This is a genomic window from Paucilactobacillus vaccinostercus DSM 20634 (genome assembly GCF_001436295.1).
In the GTDB taxonomy this organism is placed as follows: Bacteria; Bacillota; Bacilli; order Lactobacillales; family Lactobacillaceae; genus Paucilactobacillus; species Paucilactobacillus vaccinostercus.
The window spans coordinates 22,710-36,087 of sequence record NZ_AYYY01000066.1 but is presented as its reverse complement, the minus strand read 5'-3'; the positions used below and the strand labels follow the sequence as shown (position 1 = coordinate 36,087).

The following is a 13,378-nucleotide window of genomic DNA, read 5'->3' as shown; positions in this document are numbered from 1 at the left end:
TTCCTAGGAAGGCAAGCTTTAATTATTTGCTTGTCTACCCAAGAAGGAGTATAGCCATCTCACTTGAAGTGAAGATCGGTGCTTTTTAACTGGTTTAACGTTGACGAAGCGTGAGTTTAACGACCACTTCGCACTTGGGTGTTTGGGGCATCATATCGACTGGTTGCATGTACTTCACGTCGTAGGCGCGGGTGAGTGAAACCAAATCGCGCGCCAATGTTGATGGGTTACATGAAACGTAGACGAATTTGGCGGGTTGAGCCCGTAAAATTTGCTTAATTAAGCCGTCATCTAAGCCAGAGCGTGGAGGATCGACGACCAATGCATCGAATTGGACCCCTTCGTGAAGCCAGCGGGGCATGACGTCTTCGGCTGCGCCGACTTCATAACGGGCGTTGGTAATGCCGTTTTGTTCGGCGTTGAACTGGGCGTCCTTGACGGCATCTTCAATGACTTCCATCCCCAGAACCTGATCGACCTGGTTGGCAAGGGAAAGCCCAATGGTGCCGATACCGGCATAGGCATCGATCAACGTGTCGGTACGGGCCGGTTTAAGGGCCTTGGCCGTTTCGTCATAGAGGACTTGGGTTTGCTCGGGATTGAGCTGCAGGAAAGCCCGTGCGGACAGCCGGAAGTTCAGGCCACTAATGACTTCGGTGATGGCATCGTTGCCGGCCAGGTTGATCGTTTCGTCACCCCAGATGAGTGGTGAGGTTCCCGGATTGATGTTTTGCATGACCGAAGTCACTTCGGGAAGACGCGTTGCGATGGCGTCCAGAAGTTGGTGAACGTGTGGGAGTTTAGGCGTGTTGGTGATGATCGTCAGTTGCACTTCACCCGTTCCATCTGCGACCCGCACGGCAATGGTTTTGATAATCCCAGCTTTGGTATCCTCATCGTAAACGGGGATTTGGAGATCTTCAATGAGCCGCACCATTTCGCGCATGACGGTCATGGTGACGGGGATTTGAACGGCGCAGGTCGGTAAATCGACGAGGTCATGGGAGCCAGTCTTATAAAGACCGGCGGCCACATGACCGTCAATCATCCGAATCTGAAATTGCGCCTTGTTGCGGTACTCGTAGGGAAAATCCATTCCCAGCGTGGGATGGATTGTGTAACCACGGTAACCGTACGGCTTGAACTTGTCGAGGGCCTGCCGGATCAAGTCGCGCTTGAAGGCGAGTTGTTGGGGATAGGCCAGGTGTTCGAGTTCAAAGCCGCCGACCTCGGTTGCATAGGGGTCCTGCGGTTCAACGCGGTGGGGACTCGCCTTTCTCAGCCGGTGAATTTTGGCCCGGAGAAAGTGGGCGTTAGCCTCGGTTACCTGAGCCACGATGACTTCACCGGGCAGGGCGTAGGGAACGAAACAGATTTTACGTTGGTAGTAGCCAATGCCTTCACCGTTAATACCGAGGCGTTTGATCGTTAACGGAAATCGTTGGCCAATTTCAACGGCCACGTCGCGTGGTTTTGATTTGGCGTAATGTTGATGAGTATTCATAATAGTTTATTTACCTGATTTCAAGTGTGAACTGGAGTGTCAATGCTAGTCAATTATACAGGTTGTCCCCCATTCTTGCTAGTCATGTGGCTAAAGGATGAATGGTATAAAAAATATAAAAAACCGCGACAGGGCGTCGCGGTTAAATGGTTAGAAATCAGCGGTATCTGGATCAGTAGCGATGCGCGTAATGCCTTGTAATTCATCAATTGATTGCATGTCTTGATCATTGATTGTGAAATCAAAAATATTGGTGTTGTCCTTGATGCGATCCGCATGAGTTGATTTAGGGAGTGGCAAAAATTTATGTTGGAGTGACCACCGCAAGATCAATTGGGCAACGCTGTGATCGTATTTTGCCGCCAGCTCTTGGAGCATTGGAACCTGAAGAAGTTCGCCAGTGCCTAAAGGACTGTAGGCTTCATTTAAAATGTTATATGAGGCGTTTACGCGTGTGACCTCTGGTTGTAAGTCACTGGGATTGAGGTAGTTTTGGTTAACCGCCGGTGTGATCGTGGCGGTTTTCATCAATGTGGTAAGGTGGCTGGGCCGGAAGTTAGAGATCCCAATTGCCCGTACGGTACCGTCACGGTAGGCTTCTTCCATCGCCCGCCAAGTTTCAGCGTTAGTTTCTTCCCAGTTATCACGGAAGGTTAGCGGGTTCGGCCAGTGGATCAGGTAGAGATCAAGATAGTCGGTTTGGAGCTTTTTGAGGGAGAGTGCCAAGGCTTTTTTAGTCGCCTCGTACCCGTGATCCTCGTTCCAAAGTTTAGTCGTTAAGAAAATGTCATGACGATCGACGTCACTTTCCTTGATGGCCTTGCCGACGCTTTCTTCGTTACCGTAGGCCGCAGCGGTATCGATATGGCGGTAGCCCGCCGCTAATGCGGTTTGCACTGATTGATAGGCGACATCTCCGTCGGGAGTCTGCCACGTACCAAACCCGACGATTGGAATTTCGACGCCGTTATTTAATGTATAAGTATCTGTTAGACTTTGCATCCAGTACGCCTCCAAATTTTTTTAATCCATTAAAGATAGTTTACCAGAAGATTCATCGATAGGAAATTAAATTGCCAAAAAGTGTAAGTGTTTTCTTAGTTGATTTATCAATGTTTGCCCATCCTTGATGGGTCGTCTGAGCTTAGTTTACTACATTATAGGTAGAATAAAAATATCGAGTTCCAATAATTTTGGCGATTGAGACCTGACAGCCCCAGTTTTCTGGGGGCGACGCACTGATTCTTTGTTTCGAATGCCTGAACAGAAATTTTGCGGAATCTAAAAGGGCCATTGTTCTTTCGTGTAGGCCATCTGCCAAAAGTGTAGCTCGTAGGTACTGCTTTGTAGGAAAACTTTTTGAACGTAGGCTTTCTGTTCATCACTCAGCGGGGCGCACAGTTGCTCGACAATTTGAATCATTTGCTGGGTGCCGTCGTTAAAATCGGCGGCCGAGTAGCTGTCCAAAAACTGTTGGTAAACCGTCACTGGTGAATGAACGTCCTTCAGGTTTTGCCCAATTTCACTGTAAAGCCAGTAGCACGGTAATAAAGCAGCGACCGCAGCAGCTGGAAAAGCGTGGCTGAGCTGAAAATCCATGTGGGTCACGTAGCCGTAAGCGGTCGGTGCGATCGGCGTGGTTTTGATTTCCGCCGGTGTAATGGCCAGTTCCTTGAACATGGTATGCCGAATCTGGGTCTCACCGTCGTGAAGTCCGGCCGCACCATCGAGTAAAAACTGCTTAATGGCTGGCGTACTGATTTGGCGGGCGATAGCGGCGTGCAGATCACCGAATTGTTCAAGGTAGTACCGATCCTGTTTCAAATAGAAGCGAAACTTATCGAGGGGCAACGTGCCGTCTGCAATTTCGGTAATGAATGGATGGTGAAAACTTTGTTGCCAAACAGGCATGGCAGCGGTGTGGAGCTGGTCAGTAAAGGTCATAGTAAGACACCTCGTTTTATTTTGTACCTGTCGCGAGGCCGGTTCAGCGCATTGTCTCCCTGCGTCAGTATTAACTGCTTCAGGTTCAATGGGTATTTCTCAGCACGTGGCACCCCAGACAGATCACGTTCATTGTAAGGGCTGAGTTTTCTCGCGTCAATCATCCCTTTTTAAAAATTCTAATCGTATGTATTGACTAATATAATAATGGAATATACAATAGAAGATGAGAGATTGTGAATTATTAAACTAAAAGGGGTGGCACGGAATGGAAAACCAAGAAAAAATGGCGGCTTCAATGTTGCATAGAATGGTCCGTGAATTTACCGAAAACGAACTAGCACCGCTGGATATGGAAATCGACGCCCAGGGTGATTATCCGCAAGGCTTATTCCAAAAAGTGATCGATAATGGCTTGTTAACAATGACACTACCGCGTGAATATGGCGGAGCAGGCTTTAGCTATGACAGCGTTGCCAAGGCAATTCACCTGATGGCCATTGGTAATGCCAGCATGGCAGTTACACTGGAAGGCCACTTTAAGACGTTGGAACAGCTTTTAAAGTATGGTGACCAGCGCTTAAAGGATGAATATCTCACGAGTGCAGCCCACCGAATTTTTGCCTTTTCGCAGACTGAATCGTCTGGGGGCTCAAACCCACGTGGGATTGCTACACGGGCTGTGAAGAGTGGCGATGATTGGATCATTACCGGCGATAAAATTATGATCACGAACGGCGGACTCGCCCAGGTATACTGTGTGTTGGCTAAAACGGAAGATGATCAAATGGCCGTGTTTGTCGTGGATCAGGATATGCCTGGTTTTTCATTTGGAAAGCGTGAAGACTTCATTGGTCTACGCGGAACACCCGTTGGCGAAATTGTGATGGATCATATCAAGGTGCCGGGTTACCACCTACTTGGTCAGATCGGCCAAGGCCTCGAAATCGGCAATAACGCCCACGACGACGCGCGGATTTTGATGGGCGCCGTCCTCACGGGCATTATGGAACACGAATTACAGATTGCGGTCGACTATTCGAAGCAGCGTAAAGCACTCGATACCCCGCTTTATGAATTACAAACCATTCAAGAAAAAATTTCAGAAATCGCGATTGCCCGTCAGAACACTGAGCTACTGTATCAGCATGCGGCTCAGTTGAAGATCACGGGACAGTCGTATGCCCAAGTTGCCGCGATGGCAAAATCGTACGGAAGTCGTGCGGCGGTCCGGTGCGGCGATATGGCGCTTCAAGTACTGGCCGGCTACGGGTATAGTCGCGAGTATCCGATCGAACACCTCATTCGTGATGCGCGGGCTATGGAAATTGCTGAAGGTACGGTAGAACGGATGAGCGGTGAAATTGCACTGAAACAGGTTAATCAGTAGGGGGTGAACAACATGAAAATTGTGGTCTGCATTAAACAGGTACCAAAAAGTGATTCGGTCAAAATCGATCCCAAGACGAACAATATGGTGCGGGATAATGTCGAAGGGGTCATCAATCCATTTGATAAAAATGCGATCGAAGAAGCACTCCGGATTAAAGATCAACTTGGCGGAGAAGTTATTTTGCTGAGCATGGGGCCGGACGGATACATGAGTTCGCTGCGCGACGGTCTCGCAATGGGGGCTGATCGGGCTATTCTCCTCAGCTCACGGGCCTTTGGGGGCGCCGATACCCTCGCAACCGGCTATCCAATCAGTCAGGCAATTAAAAAAATTGGTGGCGTAGATTTGGTATTGCTGGGACGTCAATCAGTCGATGCGGATACCGGTCAAGTCGGACCGATCGTGGCCGAGTACTTAAACGTGCCCCAAGTCACCTTTGCTGAAGAACTGCGGTTTGTCGATGAACACACCTTGTACGGCCAACGCCTATTGGATGGCGCGACGCAAAGTGTCCAAGTGACATTGCCAGCCGTTGTAATGGTGCGCAGTGAATTAAACACCCCACGCTACGAAACGCCGGTTAACATTCAAACCAGTTTTGAAAAACCAATCGACGTGTGGACGGAACACGACCTCGACTTAGATGCAACGCGCATTGGTCAGGCCGGTTCGCCAACCACGGTACAAAAGGTATACGCACCAAAACGTGAGGGCCGTCAAACGGTTCAACTCAGTGATGACAGTGCAACGGCAGTTAAAGAACTGCTGGCGCGGATTCGAAATTAGCGGGGTGAATAAAATGGCACAATCAATGATTGCAGTTTATGTGCAAACGGACGGTTCGATGGTGGAACCGACCAGTTTACAACTGATTACCAAGGCCAGAGCAATTGCGAACGGTCAGCGTGTGGTGGCCCTATTGCCGACCAGCGACGCGGACCAAACCGTTGCGACGGTCAAACAGTACGGTCCCGATGAAATTTTGGTGTTAGCCGACGACCGGTTTGCGGCAGCGACGGACACCGAGATTGCGGATGGCCTCTATCAGGTCGTGGAACAGGTTCAACCTAACAGCATGCTGATTCCAGCAACAGTGGTTGGGCGGTCGGTGGCCCCACGGTTACAGGCAAAGCTCCAAACAGGGTTAACGGCGGACTGTTTAGACGTCTACTTTGATGGTGACACACTGGTTCAAGTGAAACCAACTTACGGTGATGACATCATGTGTGAAATCATTTGCGCGGATCGGCGGCCACAAATGGCAACGGTCCGGCCCAATGTATTTCAGGCTGAACCAGCACAGGCTGCTACGCAAGTAACAAACGTGGACTTTGAATTTCATCCAGAAGCACACATTAAGATGGAAAAACCGACACCAATTATCAGTAGCTCGGCCAACATTAGTGATGCCAGTGTGGTGATTGCCTTAGGACGGGGGGCCGATAACCCGCAACTGATCGAAAAAGCACAGAAATTAGCGGCTCGTTTGGGCGGAATGGTCGGTGTTTCTCGACCATTAACCGATCACGCAGAATTTGGGCATGAAAGCCAAATTGGACAAAGCGGCCAGTCTATTGCACCCGATTTATTGATTAACTTTGGTATCTCGGGGGCCACCCAGTACCTAGTGGGAATTGAAAATGCGAAGACGATTGTTTCGGTAAATACCGATCCGGATGCGCCCATTTTTACCAAATCAGATTATGCGTACGTTGGGGATGCCAATGATTTCATGGATGCCCTGTTAAGTAGTACAAGAGTTTAAAAATCAACGCCAGCGACCCTTAGTTAGGGATCGTTGGCGTTTTGTTGTGCGAAGAACTTTACACCCTGTCAGTGACAGAGTACAATAGTTGAAACACTTGTAATTACAACTGAAAGGAAGTAACTCATGAAAAAAGTAGCATTAGTAACCGGCGCCAACCGAGGAATTGGGTACGAAATCACGCGTCAATTAGCTCAGCATGGGTACCAAGTCGTTATGGCGTGCCGGAACGTCGCGCAGGGAACGGCGGCCAAACAAACGTTAGTGGATGCCGGCATTGAGGCAACGTTGCTCGACGTGATGGCAATAGACCTCAACGATTTAGCCAGTATCGAAGCAGCGGGACAGTTGGTGGCGACCCAGTACCCTGATCTAGAATTGTTGGTCAATAATGCCGGCATTGCGGGTGACATGGCGAAACGGGCGTTGGAAACGACGACGGCGGAAATCCAGACGACCCTAGATGTGAACTTGATGGGGACTTTTAACCTCATTAAGGCTCTAGTTCCAACACTACGACATAATAATGGTCAAATTGCGAATTTGACTGGTCCGGCCAGTGCTACGGTGTTCTACCATCCCCTAGCGTACAGTGTTTCCAAGTACGCACTCAACGGGCTGATTCAGCTCATGGCGGCCGACTTCATTCAGCACGAAGAACCGCTCAGTATCTACGGTATTTTCCCAGGCGGTGTTTCCACTGATATCAACCACCATATGCAGGGCCCGTTCATGAAAACTGTTGAGGTGGCAGGCCAGTTGGTTGTCGATTTGCTGCTGGATGGGCAGGAGCACAACGGTGAAATTTTAGCCCCTGATGGAACGGTTATTTCGCAGGTCCAACAATAGTAAAGTGGAGGTAACAAGGATGAGTGATATTGAAGCAATTAGTCAGTTAGTGAATTGGGAGCGTCAGACCCGAGTACGGTACTTAGATCAAGAAAATTTGGCGACGTACTGGCCCGATGCGACGGTGACAACAAGTTGGCAAAGCGGACCAGTTAGCACGTTTGTTGGTCAACAACCCGTTGATTTTGATCGCTCGTTACCGATTGTGAGCCGCTTGGGGAACCCAATTGTTCACCTTAATTCAACGGCCGATCGGGCATACGTGGAGTTACCCAGCACGACGAAACACTGGCTAAAACTAGAGGGTAAATTAGCCGTTTTGGAATCGTTTATGCGCCTAATTTACCAGGTCGAAAAACGCGACGGTGTCTGGAAAATCAGTAATATGGCCGCGATTGATGAGGCTGATGATCTAGCCCCCGCTATTCCAGGCGACGATTTGCATATTGATACGCAACGGGCATTAGCCCTGCGCCCATCGTATCGCTTTTTGGCCTACACGCGGTTAGCGGCGGGAGGTCAAATTGGCGATGATGGCATTGGTACTGACCGCCCAGAAACGTGTCAGCCAATCTACGATGCGGCTGAGGCGTGGATTGAATAACCAAGGTTACAAAATAAAACTCGGAAAATGATTGCCATTTTTCCGAGTCTTATTTTAGATCGTTGTTTGCGGATGAAGCCACTTACCAACCAGCTGGCGGTTAAAGTACAGCAGTGGTAACAGGCATAGCAATGCCAAAATTCCACATGCCGGAAAGCCCCAGCCTCCGGAAGCGACGTCCATGACGCCACCGACAAACAGGCTTCCGATGGGGGTGGTTCCTTGGTTAAGCAGGACATACACGCTCATGACGCGGCCGCGCAGCCCGTTGGGAATTGAAAACTGAAACGAAGCGTTGGACTGGTTTAAGAAAATCATGTTACAAAAACCGATGGCGACCATCGCGATCATGGCGAGGGTGTAGTTGTGGACCCAAATCATAGCCGCTTGGAGTGTGGCCGTGCCCAGTGCCACACCGAGGTAGATGTTGCGCTGAAGCCCGAATCGGGAAAGATAGCTCATCAAAAATGCGGCTACTAATGAGCCCACTCCGGTCGCCGATAGTAAACTAGCGTACGTTTGAGCACCGGAATGAAGTACGGTTTTGGCAAAGATGGGAATAATGACGTTGTTATTGTAGTTGAGCGTGCACACGATAATCATTAACTCCGCGCTCATACGCACATTGGGATGCTGCCAAACATAGGCGAGTCCTTCTTTGACATCTTCCCAGAGGTGCTTCTGCCGAGAAACAGCGGTGACGACGGCGGGCTGATGAATGAGAAATAGCCCTAATAAGACGGCGAGATAGCTCACGGCGTCGACTAGAAAACAAAAGCCAAGGCTAAACTTCACCATTAAAATACCGGCGAGGGATGGCCCCGCAATTTTGGCGAGGTTGAAAACGGTGGAGTTCAGTGAAATACCGTTCATAAGGTCCTTTTGACCGACGAGCTCGACCACGTAGGATTGGCGGGTCGGGGTATCAAAGCTTTGTAAGATGCCATAGGCAATGGCGATCAGGAGAACCTGCCAGTATTGAACGGCTTTTGTGTACACCAGAACGGTCATGATGATGCCGAGAACCAGAAAGCCAGCTTGGGTCGTCATGAGGATCTTTTTCTTTGAATGGCGGTCGATCATAGTTCCGGCAACGAGTGTCAGAAGCAAGATGGGGATGAACTGGCATGCGGATAGCACACCGACGAGAAAGGCGGAACCGGTCATTTGGTAGACAAGCCAGGTTTGGGCCGTTCGTTGCACCCAAGTGCCCATCACGGACACAATTTGTCCGAGCCAGAAGTAGCGAAAATTCTTGGTGTGTAGCGACGAAAAGGTATGTTGGAAAACGTTCAAGGGTGGAGACCAGCTTTCATATCAGAATAATAGGTGCGGACGCATTTATCGAATTAAAAAATGCAAAGATGAGTTATACAATAGTCCTTATTACTGACGCTGTAAACTATCTTGCGTTTGAAATGATACTAAAAAGAGATTTAATCTCTAAAAAGGGCGGAATGAAACGCTGAAAATAGCTTGCTCAAAGCGCTATCATACGGTACCATGAAGACGACAATTAAATCGATTTGACACTAGGGGTGTTCGGAGAAGAACTGAGACGCGTTTGCGCAACGCGATCCCTTTGAACCTGTAAGTTCAGACTTGCGTAGGAAAGTGGAAAGTAGGGGGACTGTGCCAGATGAACGTTAATCCAGCACGGCCCTCCTTTTGCGATACGTACAGGGCCAGGCGATTTGGTTTCGAAAATTGAGCATAGATGATAGGAGACCTTGTGATGCAAACTAAATTACTAGATGATGTCCGTAACCAGAATCCAATCGTGTTTAACATTTCTAACTTTGTGACGGTCCAAGACGTGGCCAATGGGATTAACGCCATTGGGGCGTCCCCGATTATGTCCGAAGAAATTGATGAAGCCGAGGCCATGGTCCAAATGAGTTCGGCCGTTGCGCTGAATCTTGGCGCCTTTACGACGGGGCAAATCGCGCAGATTAAGCGCGTGGGTGAACTCGCCAATCAGTATCACAAACCCTTGATTATTGATCCGGTGGCGGTCGGGGCGGTGCAATACCGGCTAGACGTCGCGAACCAGCTACTCAGCGATTTTCAAGTCGATGTTATTCGAGGCAATGCCGGGGAAATCGCGGCGTTGGCGGGTATTGACTGGCAAGCGAAGGGCATTGATGCGGGTGAAGGCAACCAGGATCTGGATTTGATTGCCCAATCGTGCGCGCAAAAGCAGCACTGTGTCGTTATTTTAAGCGGCCCAACCGATGTGATCAGTGATGGACAACGGGTCGTGCACGTCTTGAACGGAACGCCACTCTTCCAACTCCATGTTGGGTCGGGTGACATGTTGAGCAGTATTGTGGGCGCCTTTGCGGCCGTAACTGCGGATTACTTTGAGGCAGCTCAAACGGCCTGCGCCGTCTTTGCGACGGCCGGTCAAATTGTTGCCGAGCAACTCGCTGAGGAACGGCCAGGAACGTTTGCTGTCCAATTAATGGATGAATTACATTTAGTCACACGAGCAGAAATTGAACAAAAGTTAAAGGTGGAATGAGAATAATGGAACAACAATTTACTCAGGCGCTTTCGATCGCGGGATCGGACAGCGGCGGTGGGGCCGGCATGCAGGCCGACTTGAAGACGATTCAGGAACGCCATGTTTTTGCGACGACGGTTCTGGTAGCGGTCACCGCGCAAAATACGTTAGGAGTCGATGATTTTGTGGCGTTGGATCCCAAGATCATTGACGAACAGTTTGCGGCGTTGGCGAACGATTTACAAATCAAAGCCTGCAAAACGGGGATGTTGGCCGACGTGACCCGGGTAAAGACGGTTGTTAAAAATTTGAAACAGTATGATTTTGGTCCGCTCACGGTGGACCCGGTCATGATTGCTAAGGGCGGCGCGCCCCTTCTCAGTGAGGATGCGGTCGCCGTGGTGCGCAATGAATTATTGCCGCTGGCGACAGTTGCGACCCCGAACCTCCCGGAAGCCGAAAAGCTGGCCGATATGACGATTCACAACGAAGAAGATATGATCGTCGTAGCGAAAAAACTCCAAGAAATTGGGGTGAAAAACGTGATGGTGAAGGGCGGTCATTTTGTCAGTGATGACCAAAGCAGCGACTTTGTGTTGCTGGAAGATGGGCAGTCGTTTTGGTTGAGTGCCTCCCGCGTTGATACGGTCCGGACGCATGGCACCGGTGATACGCTGTCGGCCTGCATTACGGCCGAACTGGCGAAGGGCCAGACGGTGGAAGCCGCTATTCGGACGGGAAAACAATTTGTGGATGCGACCATCCGTGACGGCATCATCGTGGGGCATGGTCATGGCCCGTTGAACCACTGGGCTTATCGAAAGGTGGCCACCGATGAAGTTTAAACCAGAAATGCTCCAAGTTTATCTGATTGCGGGAACGCAGGACGTGCATGGTGATGTGACGGACTATCTGGCACGGGTCACGGCTTCGCTGCAAGCCGGCGTGACGGCTTTTCAGTTTCGCGATAAGGCTGGGTCGACGCTGACGGCGGCCGAGCGGTTGGCACTGGCGCAGCAGTGCCGTGACCTTGCCACCCAGTATCAAGTACCGTTCATCATTGATGACGACTACGACATGGCACTACGGGTTCACGCGGATGGTGTGCACGTGGGCCAAAAAGACCGCCGGGTAGACGAAGTTCTTGCGGCAGTCGGGAATGACATGTTTGTCGGCTATTCATGCAATACGTTGGCCGAAGTGGCGCATGCCAACCAGCTTCCTGTGGCCTACGTTGGTAGCGGACCTGTTTTTCCCACCAACTCCAAGGATGACGCGGATCCCGTCATGGGCTTCGATTACCTTCACGAGCTCGTGACCGCTTGCCACCACCCAATTGTTGCGGTGGGTGGCATTACACCAACGAATGCGGGGAATGTGATCAAAACGGGAGTTGCTGGAATTTCCGGTATTTCGATGATCATGCAAAGTCCGGATGTCACGCGAACGGTACAAGAATTGAAAGCATTATACTAATTGAATGGTGACAAAATCGCTCCTAAGAGTCGTAATTCGGCTGCTTAGGAGCGATTTTTATTAGTCATCCATCCCCTGTAATGCGAGATTTAGGTATTTAATTAGTTTTTCTTGCTGTTTGGCACTGAGCTTAGCCGTCAGTGGCGCTTGAACATCGTGGCGAATGGTAGTAAAATCGCTGACCACTTGCTGGCCCTGATCGGTGAGAAAGAGTTGCTTATTTCGGGTGTTGTTGGCTGGAATGGTACGGGTAATCAACTCAGCATCCTCAAGCTTTTTTAAAAGGGCAGAAACCGTGGCGGCCCGCCGCTGGGTGAGCGTCACAATTTGCTTTTGAATTAGCCCCGGATGGGCACCAATAAAACTTAAAATCATCGCCTGCTGATCCGTAATATGACTGGTGGCAGTTAATCGTTGGTTAATTTGGCGTCGTTGGGTCAGACTGATTGAACGAATCAAGTCGCTGATGGCGGTCGCGTTAGAAGTTGTTGTCAAAAAAATCACCTCAAGTAAAGTTTAGCAAAAAGTTAGATAGAAAGATAGTTAGATAGTCTAAATAAGCGTTGACAATTGTCGAAAATAAAAGTAGACTAGCTAACAGTTAGTAAAGCTAACTGTTAGGAGATGCAAATAAATGACAAATCAAACAACTGAATTAACGAACCTAAATCCACAAATCACGGCGTTTCAAAACCAATTACGACACAAATACGATCAAGAAAACCAAACTGCACAAAAGGGACAAATTGTTTTCGTCGGGTCATCACTAATGGAGATTTTTCCGATTGAGAAGATGCAGCAACAGCAAGATTGGGGATTGCATTACCATATCTATAATCGGGGTGTTCGAGCAACGACGACGGCCGATCTATTGGCTCACATGGAGACCTTGATCTTTGACTTACAGCCCAGCAAACTCTTTATCAATATCGGTTCGAACGATATTGGGTTTAACGTACCAGAGACCGAGTTCAAGGTCAATTACGATCAAATTTTGACGCAAATTCAAACACGCCTCCCCCAAACTAAAATTTACGTGATGGCCTACTATCCGGTAAATACCACGGCTGATTTTTGGGAAGCACACGAGGAACATGCGGCGTTATACGAGCATCGTTCCAACGGTCGTTTAAACAGGCCAACCAGCTGGTGGCAAAATTAGCTGCGAAGCACCAAGTGCCATTTATCAATGTTAACGCAGGTTTGACCGATCAAAATGGGGATCTTAAACCGGCGCTGACATTTGACGGGGCTCACATGTTGCCACAGGGGTATGGCATTGTACTGCAGAACTTGATGCCTTATTTGAAGGCGTAATGGGTGTTGCGATTTTGACA

General features: G+C 49.4%; 15 protein-coding genes and 2 riboswitches. Of the genes, 10 read left to right on the top strand and 5 right to left on the bottom strand.

The window, feature by feature from the left end:
• Nucleotides 1-94: 94 nt before the first annotated feature.
• The 3 genes from rlmD to tenA form a co-directional block, all read right to left on the bottom strand.
• On the bottom strand, nucleotides 95-1,504 hold the full coding sequence (gene rlmD / locus FC26_RS11955) for a 23S rRNA (uracil(1939)-C(5))-methyltransferase RlmD (RefSeq protein ID WP_057781153.1): 1,410 nt from the start codon (nucleotides 1,502-1,504) through the stop codon (nucleotides 95-97).
• 150 nt (nucleotides 1,505-1,654) lie between these two features.
• Nucleotides 1,655-2,506, bottom strand: a complete 852-nt coding sequence (locus FC26_RS11950) for an aldo/keto reductase (RefSeq protein ID WP_057781150.1) — start codon at nucleotides 2,504-2,506, stop codon at nucleotides 1,655-1,657.
• A 279-nt stretch (nucleotides 2,507-2,785) separates the two neighbouring features.
• The gene (tenA, locus tag FC26_RS11945; RefSeq protein ID WP_057781147.1) at nucleotides 2,786-3,448 is read right to left on the bottom strand and encodes a thiaminase II; all 663 of its coding nucleotides are present in this window, start codon (nucleotides 3,446-3,448) and stop codon (nucleotides 2,786-2,788) included.
• A 39-nt stretch (nucleotides 3,449-3,487) separates the two neighbouring features.
• Nucleotides 3,488-3,575, bottom strand: a riboswitch (TPP riboswitch).
• Between the two features lie 141 nt (nucleotides 3,576-3,716).
• Between tenA and FC26_RS11940 the strand changes: the two genes are divergently transcribed.
• The 5 genes from FC26_RS11940 (at nucleotide 3,717) to FC26_RS12830 (ending at nucleotide 8,059) form a co-directional block, all read left to right on the top strand.
• The gene (locus tag FC26_RS11940) at nucleotides 3,717-4,838 is read left to right on the top strand and encodes an acyl-CoA dehydrogenase family protein (RefSeq protein WP_057781145.1); all 1,122 of its coding nucleotides are present in this window, start codon (nucleotides 3,717-3,719) and stop codon (nucleotides 4,836-4,838) included.
• Between the two features lie 12 nt (nucleotides 4,839-4,850).
• Nucleotides 4,851-5,627 (top strand): electron transfer flavoprotein subunit beta/FixA family protein, encoded by a 777-nt coding sequence (locus tag FC26_RS11935; protein WP_057781142.1) that lies wholly within the window; start codon nucleotides 4,851-4,853, stop codon nucleotides 5,625-5,627.
• Between the two features lie 13 nt (nucleotides 5,628-5,640).
• Nucleotides 5,641-6,606, top strand: a complete 966-nt coding sequence (locus tag FC26_RS11930; RefSeq protein ID WP_057781139.1) for an electron transfer flavoprotein subunit alpha/FixB family protein — start codon at nucleotides 5,641-5,643, stop codon at nucleotides 6,604-6,606.
• 126 nt (nucleotides 6,607-6,732) lie between these two features.
• A complete protein-coding gene (locus FC26_RS11925) occupies nucleotides 6,733-7,455 on the top strand; it encodes an SDR family NAD(P)-dependent oxidoreductase (protein WP_057781136.1) in 723 nt (240 codons plus the stop codon).
• Between the two features lie 19 nt (nucleotides 7,456-7,474).
• Complete coding sequence (locus FC26_RS12830) at nucleotides 7,475-8,059, top strand: nuclear transport factor 2 family protein (RefSeq protein ID WP_157061212.1); 585 nt, start codon at nucleotides 7,475-7,477, stop codon at nucleotides 8,057-8,059.
• 54 nt (nucleotides 8,060-8,113) lie between these two features.
• On the opposite strand, the gene FC26_RS11915 is transcribed toward FC26_RS12830, so the two are convergent.
• The gene (locus FC26_RS11915; protein ID WP_057781133.1) at nucleotides 8,114-9,355 is read right to left on the bottom strand and encodes an MFS transporter; all 1,242 of its coding nucleotides are present in this window, start codon (nucleotides 9,353-9,355) and stop codon (nucleotides 8,114-8,116) included.
• A 228-nt stretch (nucleotides 9,356-9,583) separates the two neighbouring features.
• Nucleotides 9,584-9,689, top strand: a riboswitch (TPP riboswitch).
• 105 nt (nucleotides 9,690-9,794) lie between these two features.
• On the opposite strand from FC26_RS11915, the gene thiM reads away from it, so the two are divergent.
• The 3 genes from thiM to thiE are packed head-to-tail and all read left to right on the top strand — an operon-like array spanning nucleotide 9,795 to nucleotide 12,041.
• Entirely contained in the window at nucleotides 9,795-10,583 is a 789-nt protein-coding gene (gene thiM / locus FC26_RS11910) for a hydroxyethylthiazole kinase (protein WP_057781130.1), read from the top strand.
• A 5-nt stretch (nucleotides 10,584-10,588) separates the two neighbouring features.
• Complete coding sequence (thiD, locus tag FC26_RS11905) at nucleotides 10,589-11,410, top strand: bifunctional hydroxymethylpyrimidine kinase/phosphomethylpyrimidine kinase (protein ID WP_057781127.1); 822 nt, start codon at nucleotides 10,589-10,591, stop codon at nucleotides 11,408-11,410.
• Nucleotides 11,400-12,041 (top strand): thiamine phosphate synthase, encoded by a 642-nt coding sequence (gene thiE, locus FC26_RS11900; RefSeq protein ID WP_057781124.1) that lies wholly within the window; start codon nucleotides 11,400-11,402, stop codon nucleotides 12,039-12,041. Before thiD ends, thiE begins: the two co-directional genes overlap by 11 nt.
• Before the next feature lie 60 nt (nucleotides 12,042-12,101).
• On the opposite strand, the gene FC26_RS11895 is transcribed toward thiE, so the two are convergent.
• The gene (locus FC26_RS11895) at nucleotides 12,102-12,536 is read right to left on the bottom strand and encodes a MarR family winged helix-turn-helix transcriptional regulator (protein ID WP_057781121.1); all 435 of its coding nucleotides are present in this window, start codon (nucleotides 12,534-12,536) and stop codon (nucleotides 12,102-12,104) included.
• Nucleotides 12,537-12,675: 139 nt separating this feature from the next.
• Between FC26_RS11895 and FC26_RS11890 the strand changes: the two genes are divergently transcribed.
• Entirely contained in the window at nucleotides 12,676-13,203 is a 528-nt protein-coding gene (locus tag FC26_RS11890; protein ID WP_338045571.1) for a GDSL-type esterase/lipase family protein, read from the top strand.
• The gene (locus FC26_RS13180) at nucleotides 13,191-13,358 is read left to right on the top strand and encodes an SGNH/GDSL hydrolase family protein (protein WP_338045570.1); all 168 of its coding nucleotides are present in this window, start codon (nucleotides 13,191-13,193) and stop codon (nucleotides 13,356-13,358) included. Before FC26_RS11890 ends, FC26_RS13180 begins: the two co-directional genes overlap by 13 nt.
• Nucleotides 13,359-13,378: the final 20 nt, after the last annotated feature.

Coding starts and splice junctions, on each gene's coding strand:
- FC26_RS11925 (WP_057781136.1), top strand. CDS start 6,733: ATGAAAAAAGTAGCATTAGTAACCGGCGCCAACCGAGGAATTGGGTAC.
- FC26_RS11890 (WP_338045571.1), top strand. CDS start 12,676: ATGACAAATCAAACAACTGAATTAACGAACCTAAATCCACAAATCACG.
- FC26_RS11930 (WP_057781139.1), top strand. CDS start 5,641: ATGGCACAATCAATGATTGCAGTTTATGTGCAAACGGACGGTTCGATG.
- FC26_RS11950 (WP_057781150.1), bottom strand. CDS start 2,506: ATGCAAAGTCTAACAGATACTTATACATTAAATAACGGCGTCGAAATT.
- FC26_RS11935 (WP_057781142.1), top strand. CDS start 4,851: ATGAAAATTGTGGTCTGCATTAAACAGGTACCAAAAAGTGATTCGGTC.
- FC26_RS11940 (WP_057781145.1), top strand. CDS start 3,717: ATGGAAAACCAAGAAAAAATGGCGGCTTCAATGTTGCATAGAATGGTC.
- thiM (WP_057781130.1), top strand. CDS start 9,795: ATGCAAACTAAATTACTAGATGATGTCCGTAACCAGAATCCAATCGTG.
- thiD (WP_057781127.1), top strand. CDS start 10,589: ATGGAACAACAATTTACTCAGGCGCTTTCGATCGCGGGATCGGACAGC.
- thiE (WP_057781124.1), top strand. CDS start 11,400: ATGAAGTTTAAACCAGAAATGCTCCAAGTTTATCTGATTGCGGGAACG.
- FC26_RS12830 (WP_157061212.1), top strand. CDS start 7,475: ATGAGTGATATTGAAGCAATTAGTCAGTTAGTGAATTGGGAGCGTCAG.
- rlmD (WP_057781153.1), bottom strand. CDS start 1,504: ATGAATACTCATCAACATTACGCCAAATCAAAACCACGCGACGTGGCC.
- tenA (WP_057781147.1), bottom strand. CDS start 3,448: ATGACCTTTACTGACCAGCTCCACACCGCTGCCATGCCTGTTTGGCAA.